General features: G+C 65.1%; 14 protein-coding genes. 3 read left to right on the forward strand and 11 right to left on the reverse strand.

Features of this window, described 5'->3' with window-relative positions; translation table 11 throughout:
- Positions 1-4: 4 nt before the first annotated feature.
- The 5 genes from HR9077_RS00485 to HR9077_RS00505 all read right to left on the reverse strand — a co-directional run bounded on the left by HR9077_RS00485 (position 5) and on the right by HR9077_RS00505 (position 5,295).
- Positions 5-1,177 carry a coiled-coil domain-containing protein gene (locus tag HR9077_RS00485; RefSeq protein ID WP_136064024.1) on the reverse strand — a complete coding sequence of 391 codons (1,173 nt, stop codon included), beginning with the start codon at positions 1,175-1,177 and terminating at the stop codon, positions 5-7.
- Positions 1,178-1,319: 142 nt separating this feature from the next.
- Complete coding sequence (gene arfB / locus HR9077_RS00490) at positions 1,320-1,736, reverse strand: alternative ribosome rescue aminoacyl-tRNA hydrolase ArfB (RefSeq protein WP_136064026.1); 417 nt, start codon at positions 1,734-1,736, stop codon at positions 1,320-1,322.
- A 51-nt stretch (positions 1,737-1,787) separates the two neighbouring features.
- Positions 1,788-2,402 (reverse strand): exopolysaccharide biosynthesis protein, encoded by a 615-nt coding sequence (locus HR9077_RS00495; protein ID WP_136064028.1) that lies wholly within the window; start codon positions 2,400-2,402, stop codon positions 1,788-1,790.
- Positions 2,403-2,499: 97 nt separating this feature from the next.
- Positions 2,500-4,590: a putative bifunctional diguanylate cyclase/phosphodiesterase gene (locus HR9077_RS00500; RefSeq protein ID WP_136064030.1), complete on the reverse strand. Its 2,091-nt coding sequence runs from the start codon at positions 4,588-4,590 to the stop codon at positions 2,500-2,502.
- Positions 4,591-4,782: 192 nt separating this feature from the next.
- Complete coding sequence (locus HR9077_RS00505; protein WP_136064032.1) at positions 4,783-5,295, reverse strand: Mut7-C RNAse domain-containing protein; 513 nt, start codon at positions 5,293-5,295, stop codon at positions 4,783-4,785.
- Positions 5,296-5,548: 253 nt separating this feature from the next.
- Between HR9077_RS00505 and HR9077_RS00510 the strand changes: the two genes are divergently transcribed.
- On the forward strand, positions 5,549-6,430 hold the full coding sequence (locus HR9077_RS00510) for a YihY/virulence factor BrkB family protein (RefSeq protein WP_136064034.1): 882 nt from the start codon (positions 5,549-5,551) through the stop codon (positions 6,428-6,430).
- Here HR9077_RS00510 and HR9077_RS00515 read toward each other — a convergent pair.
- The 5 genes from HR9077_RS00515 to HR9077_RS00535 form a co-directional block, all read right to left on the reverse strand.
- Positions 6,427-7,074 (reverse strand): DUF6064 family protein, encoded by a 648-nt coding sequence (locus HR9077_RS00515; RefSeq protein ID WP_136064037.1) that lies wholly within the window; start codon positions 7,072-7,074, stop codon positions 6,427-6,429. The genes HR9077_RS00510 and HR9077_RS00515 overlap by 4 nt on opposite strands.
- Positions 7,075-7,079: 5 nt before the next feature.
- Entirely contained in the window at positions 7,080-8,054 is a 975-nt protein-coding gene (locus tag HR9077_RS00520) for an aldo/keto reductase (RefSeq protein ID WP_244612973.1), read from the reverse strand.
- A complete protein-coding gene (locus HR9077_RS00525; RefSeq protein ID WP_136064039.1) occupies positions 8,051-8,518 on the reverse strand; it encodes a tellurite resistance TerB family protein in 468 nt (155 codons plus the stop codon). Before HR9077_RS00525 ends, HR9077_RS00520 begins: the two co-directional genes overlap by 4 nt.
- Before the next feature lie 83 nt (positions 8,519-8,601).
- The gene (locus tag HR9077_RS00530) at positions 8,602-10,056 is read right to left on the reverse strand and encodes an NCS1 family nucleobase:cation symporter-1 (RefSeq protein ID WP_136064041.1); all 1,455 of its coding nucleotides are present in this window, start codon (positions 10,054-10,056) and stop codon (positions 8,602-8,604) included.
- A gap of 188 nt (positions 10,057-10,244) precedes the next feature.
- Positions 10,245-10,568, reverse strand: a complete 324-nt coding sequence (locus HR9077_RS00535; RefSeq protein WP_348532922.1) for a peptidylprolyl isomerase — start codon at positions 10,566-10,568, stop codon at positions 10,245-10,247.
- A gap of 128 nt (positions 10,569-10,696) precedes the next feature.
- Between HR9077_RS00535 and HR9077_RS00540 the strand changes: the two genes are divergently transcribed.
- Positions 10,697-11,317: a rhomboid family intramembrane serine protease gene (locus HR9077_RS00540; RefSeq protein ID WP_136064045.1), complete on the forward strand. Its 621-nt coding sequence runs from the start codon at positions 10,697-10,699 to the stop codon at positions 11,315-11,317.
- A 32-nt stretch (positions 11,318-11,349) separates the two neighbouring features.
- Here the strand turns inward: HR9077_RS00540 and HR9077_RS00545 are convergent, their stop codons facing one another.
- Positions 11,350-11,886 (reverse strand): DUF421 domain-containing protein, encoded by a 537-nt coding sequence (locus HR9077_RS00545; protein WP_244612974.1) that lies wholly within the window; start codon positions 11,884-11,886, stop codon positions 11,350-11,352.
- Between the two features lie 370 nt (positions 11,887-12,256).
- Between HR9077_RS00545 and thiI the strand changes: the two genes are divergently transcribed.
- The gene (gene thiI, locus HR9077_RS00550; protein WP_136064048.1) at positions 12,257-13,732 is read left to right on the forward strand and encodes a tRNA uracil 4-sulfurtransferase ThiI; all 1,476 of its coding nucleotides are present in this window, start codon (positions 12,257-12,259) and stop codon (positions 13,730-13,732) included.
- The last annotated feature ends 91 nt before the right edge of the window (positions 13,733-13,823 follow it).

The raw sequence follows: 13,823 nt of genomic DNA on the forward strand, positions 1-13,823 counted from the left end.
ACGATCAGGATTGCGTGGATGACGCCTCACCCTGCTCGCTCTGACTCTCGGAGCCACTCTGCGGCTGGCCGCCCTGCTGCTGGTCCTGTTGACCGGACGGCTGATCCTGGCCTTGCGACGAGCCCGAGCCGCCTTGCGAGCCCTGGGTGTCGCTGCTCTGGCCGCCATTGCCTTGATTGCCGCCACCCTGGCCGCCACTAGCTTGCCCGGCACCCTCTTGCTGCTGGCCCGAAGCGTCCTGGCCACCCGACGACGCCTCGTCCTCGGCTGACGTAGCGGAACCGATGCGCTGCGAGAGCTCGTTCAATGTCTCCTGCATCGCGGCGATGCTGGAAAGCTCCTGCTGGACATTGGCGATGTGCGTCTGGAGGGTACCGAGACGCTGGGTACGCGTCTGAATCTGCGCTTGCAGCTCGCTCAAGCGCTGCTCCGCTGCCTCGACCTCGGCACTTACCGACTCCTCGCGCTGCTGCGCATCGGCCAGCGATTGCTCGACCTGCTCGAGGTTTTCCTTGGCCGTGGCCGCCTGGCCCTGGACATCGGCCAGCTCGGACTGGCGTGTGTCGACCTGCTCGCCCAGCTCCTCGAGACGCGACTGCTGCGCCTTGACCTTCTCCTCGAGCTCGGCGTGGCGGCCCTCGGCATCCGCGACCTCCTGCTGCGCCTGCTGCAACTCCGACTCGGCGCTATCGAGACGCTCCTGGGCCTGCTGGGCCTGACCATTGAGGTCTTCGAGCCGGGCCTGGGCCTGGCCGACCTGATCCTGCAGCGCGCTCAGCTGCTGGGTGCGCTGTTCCAGTTGGGTCTGTTTTTCCTCGAGCTGGGTCTGCACGTCCTCGACCTGTGCCTGCAACTGGCTGAGCTGCTCCTGCGCCTGGCTGTTCTGCTGTTCGAGCGACTGCTGCTCGCTCTGGGCCGCCTCGACGCTGGAATAGGCCTCCTCGAAATCGGCGTTGCGCTGTTGCAGCGATTGTTTCTCGTTCTGCAATTGCTCGATCTGCGCCTGCATCGACTCTCGCTGGGCCTGCCACTCCTCCTTCTGCGAGCTGGCGTTGGACGCGACGAAGATAGCGACGATCACCGCGATGACCGCGACCACCACCACGATGCGCACCCGATTGTCCTTGAAAGGGCTCTGGGGTGTCTTCTGGGGCTGCTCCGACGGCGTTTCGGTCATGAAATCATCTCCTGTGTTCGGCTGCGTACCGATTCACCATGGCCAGGAATGGCCCGATGAGCAAGACGAATTCACTAATTGAGTAGACCGAAAATTCAACACCGCTCGCCGCTGGCGACGCTTTGTACGCTCTTGTTGGCGCTTATTCGCTACCGACCTTGCCGCGCAGCGCCTTGCGTTTGCCCTTGCGCGTCTTGGCATCCAGGCGACGGCGCTTGGCCGCCTTGCCGGGACGGGTCGGTATCCGCTTGCGCGGCTCGCGGGCCACGCTGCGAACGAGCTCACGCAGTCGCGCCCGGGCATCCTCGCGGTTCTGTTCCTGAGTCCGGTAGCGCTGGGCCTTGATCACCACCACGCCCTGCCGGGTAATGCGCTGATCGGCCAGTGACAACAACCGTTCCTTGTACACCTCCGGCAGCGACGAGGCCCGGATATCGAAGCGCAGGTGCACCGCCGAGGCGACCTTGTTGACATTCTGCCCGCCCGCGCCCTGGGCGCGCACGGCCTGGATCTCGAACTCGCTGTCGGCCAGGCTGACCTGGCGGGAAATTTCCAGCATGGAACCTCCGATCGACGGTTGGCCCGCCACTCTACGGCACTCGACCGGGGCTCACCATAGCGCCTGGATCACCAACGCCGCGGTAGTCAGTGTCGCCCCTAGCGCGAGCAGGGCCACGATGCCGTCACGGGCGATCAATGCCAGGCCGAATGCGGTCAGTGCCGCGCCAGCACCGGTGGCGGAAAACGGCACGAACTCCATCAGCGGCATGCACAACGCGATGGCCAGGCAGGTCAGCGCGATAAACCGCAAGCCGAGATGCCGGGTCAGCCCGGTCAGGCGCGGTTTCAACAGGCGATCGGTCCAGCGCGCCAGCGGATACAGCCGGCGCAACCCCTTGAGAAAACCGCGCTGCGACAGCGAACGCCGCAACAGCCACCCCGGCAGCCATAGACGCTTGCGTCGCAGCAGCAACTGACCGGCGCTCAGCGCCACCACGAGGGCCATCAACGTCGGCACCCCCGGAATGTCGCCAACCAACGGCATGACCGTGATCAGTCCGGCAATCACCAACAACGGGCCGAATGCCCGGTCGCCCACCGCCTCGACCAACAGCGCCAGGCTGACCCGCGCCTCGGATCGACGCTCATGACCGACGGTCCGCTCGAGCTGGCGGAGCAACTGTTCGAGGTTCGTCGGCCCCTCGTCCTCATGCGCCTCATGCATGCGTCACGTCCCTGTGAACTGGTCGTTGCCGCGACAGGTTTCGGTCGTTTGTCCGCGCGACATCGCGCGCGCCGTGCCACTCAGGCGTTGACGGGAGTCACGCGGTGAGTGGCGCGCGTGCCCGGAGGAAGCGCTCCAGCTCCGTCGCCGGCAATGCCTTGCTGCATAAATACCCCTGATACTGCTGTCCCTTGAGTTCACGGATGAAGGCCAGCTGTTCGTCCGTCTCGACCCCCTCGGCCACGATGTCCAGGTCGAGCGAGTGGGCCAGCATGCTGACCGCCTTGACGATCGCGGCGTCCTGGGGATCGCTGGTCACGCCGGCGGTGAACGAACGGTCGATCTTCAGGCGATTGATCGGAAACCGCTTGAGCTGCGAAAGATTCGAGTAGCCGGTACCGAAATCGTCGATCGACAGCATCACCCCCAACTTGCGCAAGCGCAGCAGGATGCGCAATGCATTGTCGGGATTCTGCATGATCGCACTCTCGGTCAGCTCGAACTCGAGATAGCCGGCGGGCAGTTGCGTCTCGAGCAGCACTCTCTCGACCACGCCGACGAAATGCGGGTTGTTGAGCTGTATCGCCGACAGGTTGACCGCCACCGGCAACATGGCCATGCCCCTGGCATGCCAGCGCTGCACCTGCTGGCACGCGGTGCGCAGCACCCACTCCCCCACCGGGAGAATCAAGCCGGTCTCCTCGGCGACGGGGATGATCTCGTCCGGCGTCACCTGCCCCAGCTCCTCGTCGTGCCAGCGCAGCAGCGCTTCCACCCCGGTGATTTCGCCGCTTAGCACATCGACCTTGGGTTGGTAGGCGAGGCTCAGGCTATCGTCGGTGAGCGTCTGGCGAAGACGCCGTTCGAGTTGATTGCGACGCTCGGCGACGGAGCTCAGGCCCGGTTCGTAGCACTGGCAGTTGCTGCGCCCCATGTTCTTGGCGTGATACATCGCGGCATCGGCGTGGGTCATCAGTTCATGCGCCGTGCTTCCATGGCCCGGGTAGCAACTGATGCCCACGCTGCACGTGATCCAGACGACCTGTTCGTCGATCTGGAAGGGTTCCGCCAGCGAGCGGACGATACGCTGCGCCAGTGTCTCGCTGCCCCGCCGGCAAGTCCCCTCGCCGGTCACGATCATGAACTCGTCGCCTCCCACCCGGGCCACGGCATCCTGATCGCGCACCGTATCGACCAGCCGCTGCGCCGTGCGTCGGATCAAGGTGTCGCCGATGTGATGCCCCAGGGAGTCGTTGACCGTCTTGAAGCGGTCGAGATTGACGAACAGTACGGAGAACGGCTGCTTAGTGCGTTCCGCCCGCTCGAGCACTTCCCGCAGGCGCTGCTCCAGAAACAGCCGGTTGGGCAGCCGCGTCAACACATCCACCATCGCCAACGACTGCAACTCCTGATTGGCCTCCTTCAGGGAAGCCGCCAACAGCGCATTCTTCGCCGCCAGGTGGCCGTCGTAGATGGCCATCAGCAACGCCAGCAACAGGATCGAAGCCACGACGATCGCGATCGCCACGGAGATCTCGATCGCTGAAAATGCCGGTTCATGCGACGACAGCGGCATCACCACCCTGTCCCCTGCCGCCATGCCGATGTAGTGCATGCCGGTCACCGCCATCGCCATGAGCAACGCCGCCAGGCAGCGAACCGACCAGGGGGCACGTTGATGCACGTCATGCGGGTTGAGCCTGGAGAACAGCCATAGCGCGCCGGTCGCCGCGACAATCGCCACGACGACCGACAGCATCACCAGGTCCGGGCGATAGCTGATCGGCCGTTCGAGCTGCATCGCCTGCATTCCCATATAGTGCATCAGGCAGATACCACCGCCCATGACCCCGCCGCCGACCACCAGACGCATGGCGCTCAAGCGCGGCGTGCGCACCAATGCCAGAGCCAGGGCCGAGGCGAGGATCGAGGCCAACAGCGAGCCTAGTGTTATCGCCATGTCGTAACGCATCGGCATCGCCGTGTGCAGCGCAAGCATACCGATGAAATGCATCGCCCAGATGCCCGCGCCCATCGCGAAGGCACCGCCCCCCAACCAGGCATAGCTTGCCAGGCCGTCGGTCTCGCGCAGCCGTCCGGCCAGGTCGAGCGCCATCAGCGAGGCCAGGAAGGCCATGACAAAGGACAGGCCGACCAACCAGGGGTCATAGCCGTAGAGTTCTACCATCGTTTTCCATCGGCTCCCGAAGCATAGTGTCAGGCGGTGAACGCCAAACATCGTTGGGGATTATCGGCCAGATTCGCCGGGAGCTTTACGGTCAGGAGCAAGTTTCACGCCGGAACGAAGTGAGCGCACCACACCACGCCGCGGCAACGAGCCTGCCACCGGGCGGCCAACTCATGGCTTTCAGAATACCATCTAGCCCTCCGAAAACCATTCGGGCAGGGTCGCCGACAGCCGTTCGCGCATGCGCCAGGTGTGGGTGCCGGGCCAGTAGTGACGCTGGCAATGCGGGCAGTAACGAACCGGGCCGGGGATACTGCGGGCCCGTTCGGGCAGCCACGGCTCCGCCGCTTCCCGGGGAACCTCTCGCAGGGGGGAGTTACACACCAGGCAACGGGTGAACAGCGCCGCCGGCGCCTGCGGTCGGCAGCGCTCGACTACCTCGCGAAGCTGCTCGAGCGGAGCGTCGGCCACGATCAGCACGCAGCGACTCGGCCGGCGTTGCGCCACGAGAGCACGGTCGCGCGTCAGCAGCCAGCGCTGGTCGCGCTCGGCCAACCGGACCAGCTGCGGATCGTCGATCGTCGGATCGAAGCGCGTATCGAAGCCCAGTACCCGCAACCAACGCGCCAGGCGTGCCAGCATGGCATCGGCGAAAAAACGGGAAGTCGATCGTTCGGGGCTATGCTCGGGGCTGTCGATGACCATGGCGATTCCTCTTGACGCTACTCATGAGCACTGTAGCCTCGGCGCAGCCAACCCATGGCTTGCGCTGGCCCCTTCTCGCGCTCATCACCGCCTCCCGATACATGCCGCGGGCTTGGTGCTCCCGCGCTTGTTGGCAGATACTGTCGATGTCGGAGGACAGCTCCATCGTTACCAACCGCCCGGCGGGAACCGTCAACCTTTGCCGGAAGTGCCGATGTTCCGGGGGCCTTTAGTCCAAGCTGCAAGGAGTGGAATGCAACGTCTCGTTCTGGCCCGCCGGATCTGGCAGTTCTCCTGGCGCGTACTCGGCGCCTTTCTGCACAACCGTGGCATCCTGCTCGCGGGCGGCGTCGGTTATAACGTCTTGCTTTCGACCGTACCGCTGTTCGCCCTGCTCTGCGTACTGCTGACCCATGTCGTCGACGAGCAGCGCCTGCTGGGGATCATCGCCATCCAGGCCCAGCACCTGGCGCCGGCCCATGCCGACGTGATCCTCGATTCGGTACGTACCCTGGTCGATTCGCGCAACGTGGTGGGCTTCGTCGGCACCCTGGTGCTGCTGTTCTTCAGCTCGTTCGCCTTCCGCATGCTCGAGGATTCCATTGCACTGATCTTTCATCAGTCCGACGGCACTCAGAAGAAGCGCCGCTTCTGGGTCTCGGCCCTGCTGCCCTATGCCTTCATGCTGGTGCTCGGTGCCGGCCTGCTGGCACTGACCGTGCTGGTCGCGATGGGCAACGCCTTCAATCAACTGGTGGTGGTGCTGTTCGATATCGAACTGCCCTCGGCCAGCGTCGCCATGGTGTCACTCAACGTGCTGAGTTTCGTCGGCATGTGCGGCCTGTTCAGCGCCATCTACAAGATCATGCCGGTGGTGCGCATCGCCCCGCATCGCGCGCTGATCGGTGGCTGCGTCGCCGCCCTGCTGTGGGAAATCGTCCGGCTGATACTCAGCTACTATTTCTCGAACATCTCCTACGTCAATGCCGTCTACGGCTCGTTGGCGACGCTGATCGTGGTGCTGTTGAGCCTCGAGATCGGCGCGGTGATCCTGCTGCTCGGCGCGCAGGTGATCGCCGAACTCGAACGCAGCGCCCGCGCCGGCCTTCCCTGGCACGAGAACCCGCGCCGCTAACCGGACGTATCGCCACGCCGGACGCGCCCAAGCACCATCCAGCCCGCCAGCAGGCTCGCCAACGGCAGCACCGCGTCCTGCATCAGTCCCAGCCAGCTCGCCAACAGCCCCGCGTAGAGTCCCCAGAGTACGGGCACGATCAGCAACCACACGGCCGAGCGCACGTCGCCGAGCAACAACAGGCCTGCCGTGAAGAGCATCGTCGGCCCCGGCGCCATGCCCAGCACACGCAACGAAGTCGGCTCTTCGCCGGCCAGCCAGTCGAGTAGCGGATAGCCGATCAGCGCATGACCGATCAGCACCGCCGCAACGCGTCCACCGACCCCGCCGCGAGGTCGATAGCGGGGCCGGCCCAGCACGCCGGCTCCCAGCAGCGCCAGCGCCTCGAGCAGGAAGAGGCCAGCGTAGTACGGCGCGGCAAAGTCGAAGGGCGCGAAGAACACGAACTCGGCCACGGCATGCCAGGCCCAGAACAGCGCCAGCCCGCAGGACAGCGCCCGGGCCGAGGCCTTCCGCCCGGGCAGGCGCCACACCAGCACGAGGCAGCCCGCCGCCAGCGCATAAAGCAGCACCAGTACCGGCCATAGCTCACGGTTGACCTGCCCGAACAGGGCGAACAGCACCTCGCTGGAATACGGCAGCATTCTCTCTACCCCGGCAGGTTCTCCACGTAGCGCACCATACGCTCGCGCATCGCCGCGTCGGGCAGACGACCGTAGAGGGCGCCGGTATTCTCGCGCATGTGTTCGACGCGGGTGGTCGCGGGAATCGCGCAGGTCACCTGCGGGTGCGAAACGATGAACTTGAGCAGGAATTGCGGCCAGTTGGCGCAGTCGATCTCGCCCGCCCACTCGGGGAGGGGCTGGCCCTGATAGCGGCGTATCAGCGCCTTCTGACGAAAAGGGCGATTGGCGATCACCGCAATACCGCGCTCGGCGGCCAGCGGCAGGAGGGTTTCCTCGGCCTCGCGATCGAGGATGTTGTAGGTCAGTTGGACGAAGTCGAGCGGCTCGTTGCGCATGATCGAGGCCAGCTCCGCGTGACGGCTGCCGTGCGAGGTGGTGACGCCGATATAGCGGACACGTCCCGCCGCCTTGTCGTCGCGCAGCCGTGGCAGGTGGGTCTGCCAGTCGACCAGATTGTGGACCTGCATCAGCGAGAAGGTGTCGAGCCCCCACAGCTTTCGCGATTCGGCCATCTGCTCCCGACCCTCGGCGGCCATCCGCGTCCACACCTTGGTGGCGGAAAACAACGCGTCGGGCGTATCGACATGCGCCAGGCAATAGCCGACCACCGCTTCCGAGGTGCCGTACATCGGCGAGGAGTCGATGACCCGCCCGCCCTGCTCGAACAGCGTCCGCACGATCTCGGCGCGCTGATCACGCAGCGACTCGATCTCGCCGACATTGAAGGTGATCCAGGTGCCCATGCCGATCACCGGGATCGCCTCGCCACTGGAGGGAATCGGCTTGGTGTGCACGGTTTGCGAACGATCGGCGAGGTCGGCTTTCGATGCCGACTGCGCCCAGGCGGGTCCCAGCTGCGCAATGCCGGCCAGCCCGCCGAGACAGGCCAGCCCGCCCAGCACCCGGCGACGACTCATTTCGCTACGCGCATCGCTCATGCCGACGCGCCGCCCCGCTCCTCCTGAACCCGGAGCTTGGTACGGATGAAATCGCTGTGACGGACGAACAGCAGATCCGCCAACTTGCGAATGCGGTGCTCCTCGTGGGCGTCGAGTGCCTCGTCGGCGTAGGCCAGTTGCCACATCAACTCGACCAGCGTCACCTTGTCGGCATAAGCGTACTGCTCGTTGATCAGGCGCACGAACTGGAAATGGTCGACCGCCTGGTCCGCCTCACGGGTCGCCAGATCCATCAACTCATCGACCCGTTCGGCACTCAACGAGAAACGCGCCTGGAGCATCCGCCGCCAGGCGGCGAGCTCCTCGGGGTCGGTGTGGTGGTCGGCGCGGACGATTTCGCAGAGCAGCGCCGCGGTAGCCAGCTCCAGCGTCAACTGACGCTGGTCATCGGCCTCCGGCACGCTCAGCGTACGCTGGAAGAATTGCTGGATGGCATCGAGCACGATGGATCTCCTGGGATGATCGACAATGATAGCGATGGACGCTGATTCTTCCGACAGGCTCCCGGCGCAGAGGTTGCATCGAGTCAGCGACTGACGGCCAGTGAGTCCGTGGCACGCCTGGCCAGCAGGTAATAGAACACCGCACCCAGTAACGCCCCCAGCAACCAGGCATACCCCGCCAGCGCATCGAGTGCCGACCACCAGACCGAAGCCACCGAGAACACCGCGGCCACCGCGAAGGCACCCAGCGCATGGACGTTCCAGCCGCCGCGATAGTAATACGCCCCCTGCGGATCGGCCGTGAACAGCTGCTCGATGTCGATCCGCTGACGCTTGATCAGGTAGAAGTCGGCCATCATCACCCCGTACACCGGCGCCAGCACCGCGCCCAGGGTATTGACGAAACCGGCGATGCCGATCTGGCTGATGAGCGACACCCACAGGCCGCCGATGAACAGCGCCAGCACCGCGGTGATCAGTCCGCCGACGCGAAAATCGATACGGCTCGGCATCAGGTTGGCCAGGTCATAGGCGGGTGGCACGAAGTTGGCGACCATATTGATGCCCACCGTGGCGGCGAAGAAGGTCAGTGCGGCGATCAGTGTCAATGGCAGCGAATCGACCCGGGCGATGATATCGGTGGGATTGGTCAACCGTTCGCCGAACAGCACCACGGTGCCGGCGGTGACGATCAGCGCGATCAGCGAGAAGAACGCCACGTTGAGTGGCAATCCCAGGAAGTTGCCGATCTTCATCTCGCGTTCGCTGCGCACGAAGCGCGAGAAATCGCCGTAGTTGATCACCACCGCGGCGAAATAGGCGATCATCGTCCCCATCACCGCCATGAATGCGCCAATCGAGCCGCCAGCGTAGTCGCCCGTCCCGCTGAAGATCGTGCCTATCGCCGGCAGCAGTTCATCGCCGGCCTGGTACCAGATAACCGCGGTCAGCACGATCATGACCACATAGACCAGCGGGCCCGCCCAGTTGAGAAACTGGCGGATGCGCTCGATACCGCGCCAGAACAGCAGAATCTGGAAGACCCACACCAGCAGGAACGACAGCCACCCGACGGCGGTCATGCCCAGCCACTGCGCACCGCCCTCGATGCCCAGCAGCGAATTGATCAGCAACGCCACCGCGGTCGAGGCGAAATAGGTCTGCACGCCATACCAGAAGATTGCCACCACCGCCCGGACCAGTGCCGGGAAATTGGCCCCGAACACGCCCATGCTGATGCGCGCCATGACCGGGAAGGGGATGCCATAGCGTACGCTCGGCGCTCCCGACCAGTTGACCAGTACCATGACCACCACCCCGGCCAGCACGATCGCCGCCATGACCGCCCAGCCGTTGAGGCCGTAACCGAGGAACAGCGACGCCGCCAGGGTATAGCCGAACAGGCTCTGGATGTCGTTGGACCAGACATTGAAGATCTCGAACCAGCCCCAACGGCGTTGCGACCTGGGTATCGGCGCCAGGTCCCGGTTATAGAGGCGGGGCTCGCGACTCTTGATCTCGAGCTGTGAATCCGTCATGGGCTGTCTCCGCAGGATTGTGATTGTGTTTATGTTGCGCCGCACCCAAACAGTGTAGAACAGCCCGTCTCGCACCGAATACGACTTTGCGCCATGCGCATTGGCCAAACCGTCAAAACCCGGCGGCCCTATTGGCCCATAAAAAAGCCGCGGGAAGACCCCGCGGCTTGTGCTTCCTTGCCAACCGCTCACGAGCGGCTGGTGACTTCCAGCAGGTGATAGCCGAACTGCGTCTTCACCGGCCCGTGAACGGTGTTCAGCTCGCCGTTGAAGACGACCTTGTCGAACTCCGGCACCATCTGCCCCGGACCGAACGAGCCCAGATCGCCGCCATTGCGTGCCGACGGGCAGCTCGAGTGCTGCCTGGCCACGTCGGCGAAATCGCGACCGCCTTCGATTTCCGCCTTGAGTTCTTCACACTTCGCTTCGCTGTCCACCAGTATGTGGCGTGCGCTTGCCTGGCTCATGGTCCTGCTCCTGGGCTGGGATTGCTCCCGTGGATAAACACGTATCGAAGGCCGAATCCTGACGCCCCGTCGCGATGCTGGCAAGCGTTTACCGCCGACGGCGAAAAGCACACGCCGGGGCCCGGGCTTGCTGTACGCTATCGCCGTGCCCACCCTCTCCGCGGAGAAATGTCATGCTCGACCTGACCCAGACACCGATCACCCTGGCACTGCTCGTCATCAATGTCGTCGTCAGCCTGTACGTGCTACATCGCCGGCCGCAACTCTTCGCCACGCTGGCCTTTCGCCCCGAACGCATCCTGCGTCACGGCGAGGTCTATCGTCTGCTGAGCGCGGGCTTCGTGCATGTCAACGGTGCCCACTTGCTGGTCAACATGCTGACGCTGTACTTCTTCGGCCCATGGCTGGAAGCCGGCCTGGGCCCGCTGCGCTACCTGCTGCTGTATTTCGGCTCCGATCTCGCCGCCCAGGGACTGGCACTGGTCGTGCAGCGCGGCAACCCGCGCTACTCGGCGGTGGGCGCCTCGGGGGCGATTACCGGGGTGGTGTTCGCCTTCTGCCTCTTTGAACCTTTCAGGTTGCTCTACCTGTTCTTCGCCATTCCCATCCCGGCGATCCTGTTCGCCATCGGCTTCGTCGCCCTGTCCTTGTACGCCATGCGCAGCCGTGCCCCCGGCCAGACCGGCGGACTGGCCCACGAGGCGCACCTGGGCGGCGCTCTCGGCGGTGTGGTCATCGCGCTCATCCTCGTGCCGGAACTGCTGCAGCACTTCCTGGGGCAGCTCGGCTTCTAATGGCCAGGCCGGCCGCCGGCGCAGGGCCCAGCTCAGGGAAGAGTCCCGTCACCCGGCCGTTCGACGCCCTCAAGGCTGGACGCTTCCCCATTCGAGCGACGGCGGACCACGCTCAGCGAGCCCTCGGTTTCCAGCACGACCGCCTCGACCTCGTCGAGCGATGCCAGGCCAGCGGCACGAACCGCCGCGCGCATTTCGTCCTCGGTCACCCGCGCCCGGCGCAGCGCTTCCGGCAGTGGATTGCCGCGGTACATCAGCAGGGCCGGCTCGCCGGTCACCAGCCGACGCACCCAGGGCCAGCGCACGCTGCTCCAGGTCAGCAGGAATTGCACCGCGATCAGCAGGCCAAACGCCAGAGCGCCCTGTAGCAGCGTCACCCCGGGGTCGAGGATCACCGTCGCCAGGATCGACCCCAAGGCAACCGTCACCACCAGATCGAAGGCGTTCATCTTCGACAGTGTGCGTCGCCCCGACACCCGCAACAGGGCGACCAGCGAGGCGTAGCCGAGCACACCCATCAGTGCCACCCGCCACAAGGCGGTGACGTCATCAAAAAACCAGGGCTGCAAAAGCCACCTCCTTGCGTCATCAGCAATCTCTCTCGGCAAGCCTAGCAGCCGTCCCGCCGATGGCCGGCCATATCGGTCGACACCTCATGCGGGAACGCTTCGCGGGGCCCCTCAACTGGTGGCACACACCGGCGGCGAGGCGTTCATGATCATCCTGCCGGCGACGATGGCCAAAGCCGGGCAGGAACGCACCGAGACGCTCCGCCGGGCGATCTCGGCGCTGCGCCGACCGCACGCGTGGTCACCGTGAGCGTCGGCGTCGCGCGCTACGTGCCTCGCAAGGGCATCGACAGCGAGGCACTGGTCTCCGGTGGAGAAGCCTCGGACACATTGCTACCATGACGCGCCCTATCGGCATCGGTGTGTACACATGCGCTATCGGCTCAAGCTGTTTCCAGAGATCACCATCAAGTCCCGGCCGGTACGCCAGGCGATGGTCCGCAGCCTGCGCACCAACATTCGCAACAGTCTCTCAAGATTCATCCCCGGCGTGCGCGTGGCCGACTGCTGGGATGCTCTTGAAGTGCGCCTCGATGACCCACTCGACGCATCGACGCGTGCCGAGGTGGAGGCCAGCCTGAGCCGCATTCCCGGCATCCACCAGATACTGGTGGTCGATGCCCATGCATTCACCGGTTTCGAGGACACCGCCGCGCTAATGATCCCCCTGTGGCGCGATGCCCTGGCCGGACAGCGTTTTCGCGTCAGCGCCAAGCGCCGCGGCCGTCACGATTTCACCTCGGAGGAGCTAGAGCGCTACCTGGGCCGCGTCCTGCTCGAGACCGCCGACGGCGCCTCGGTGGACCTGAGCCACCCTCAGGTCACGGTGCGTATCGAGCTGAAGGATGAACAGCTGCTGCTGGTCACCCGCCGCTGGTCGGGGCTCGGCGGCTACCCGCTGGGCACCCAGGGCGAAGCGCTGGCGCTGATCTCCGGTGGCTACGACTCCCCGGTCGCCGCATGGCGCTTGCTGCGCCGCGGCCTCAAGACCCACTTCGTGTTCTTCAATCTTGGCGGCCCGGCCCACGAGAGCGCGGTCCGCGAGATCGTTCACCACCTGTGGCGGTACTACGCCGTCTCGCATCGGCTCAATTTCCTCAGCGTGCCGTTCGAAGGCGTGGTCAACGAGATACAGCGCCGGATACCTGACGGCGTGGCCGGCGTGGTGCTCAAGCGCATGATGCTGCGTGCCGCCAACCGTGTCGCCGCGCGCGCCCGTATCCCCGCGCTGGTCACCGGCGACGCACTGGCACAGGTATCGAGCCAGAGCCTCACCAACCTGCGGCTCATCGATGCGGTCAGCGAACGGCCGGTCCTGCGCCCGCTGATTGCCAGCGACAAGCAGACCATCATCGACGACGCCAGGCAGATCGGTACCGCGGCCTATTCCGAGCATCTTCCCGAGTATTGCGGCGCGGTATCCAAACGCCCCAACGTGCATCCTAGTGCCCGCCAGGTCGAGCTCGCCGAACGTGAATTCGATTTCACCATCCTCGATGCCGCCGTCGAGGCCGCCATGCTGACCCACGCTTCGCGCCTGCTCGACGCACCGCCGCGGGTGGCCGAGGTGATGGAGGTCGACTCCCCCCAGGCCCTGGCCGAAGCGGACGACATCACGGTGGTGGACATCCGCCATCCCGACGAGCGTGAAGCCGCACCGCTCACCCTGCCCCACGGCAAGCCACTGGAGATCCCCTTCTTCGAACTCGCCGAGCGCGCCGAGACGCTGCCCCGCGATCGGCGCTATCTGCTCTACTGTGCCCAGGGCGTGATGAGCCGCATGCAGGCACAGCATCTGGCCGACAAAGGGCTGACGCAGTTCGGCGTCTATCGCGACAAGCGCTAGCCGTGGCAGGCCTGGCCGCGCTCACGGCCCATCCCGGCAATCACCGGCCCCCTTCTGAAACATTTTTACAAAAAATGCCGTTGAACCGGTT

Source organism: Modicisalibacter radicis, from assembly GCF_900961225.1.
Classification (GTDB): domain Bacteria; phylum Pseudomonadota; class Gammaproteobacteria; order Pseudomonadales; family Halomonadaceae; genus Modicisalibacter.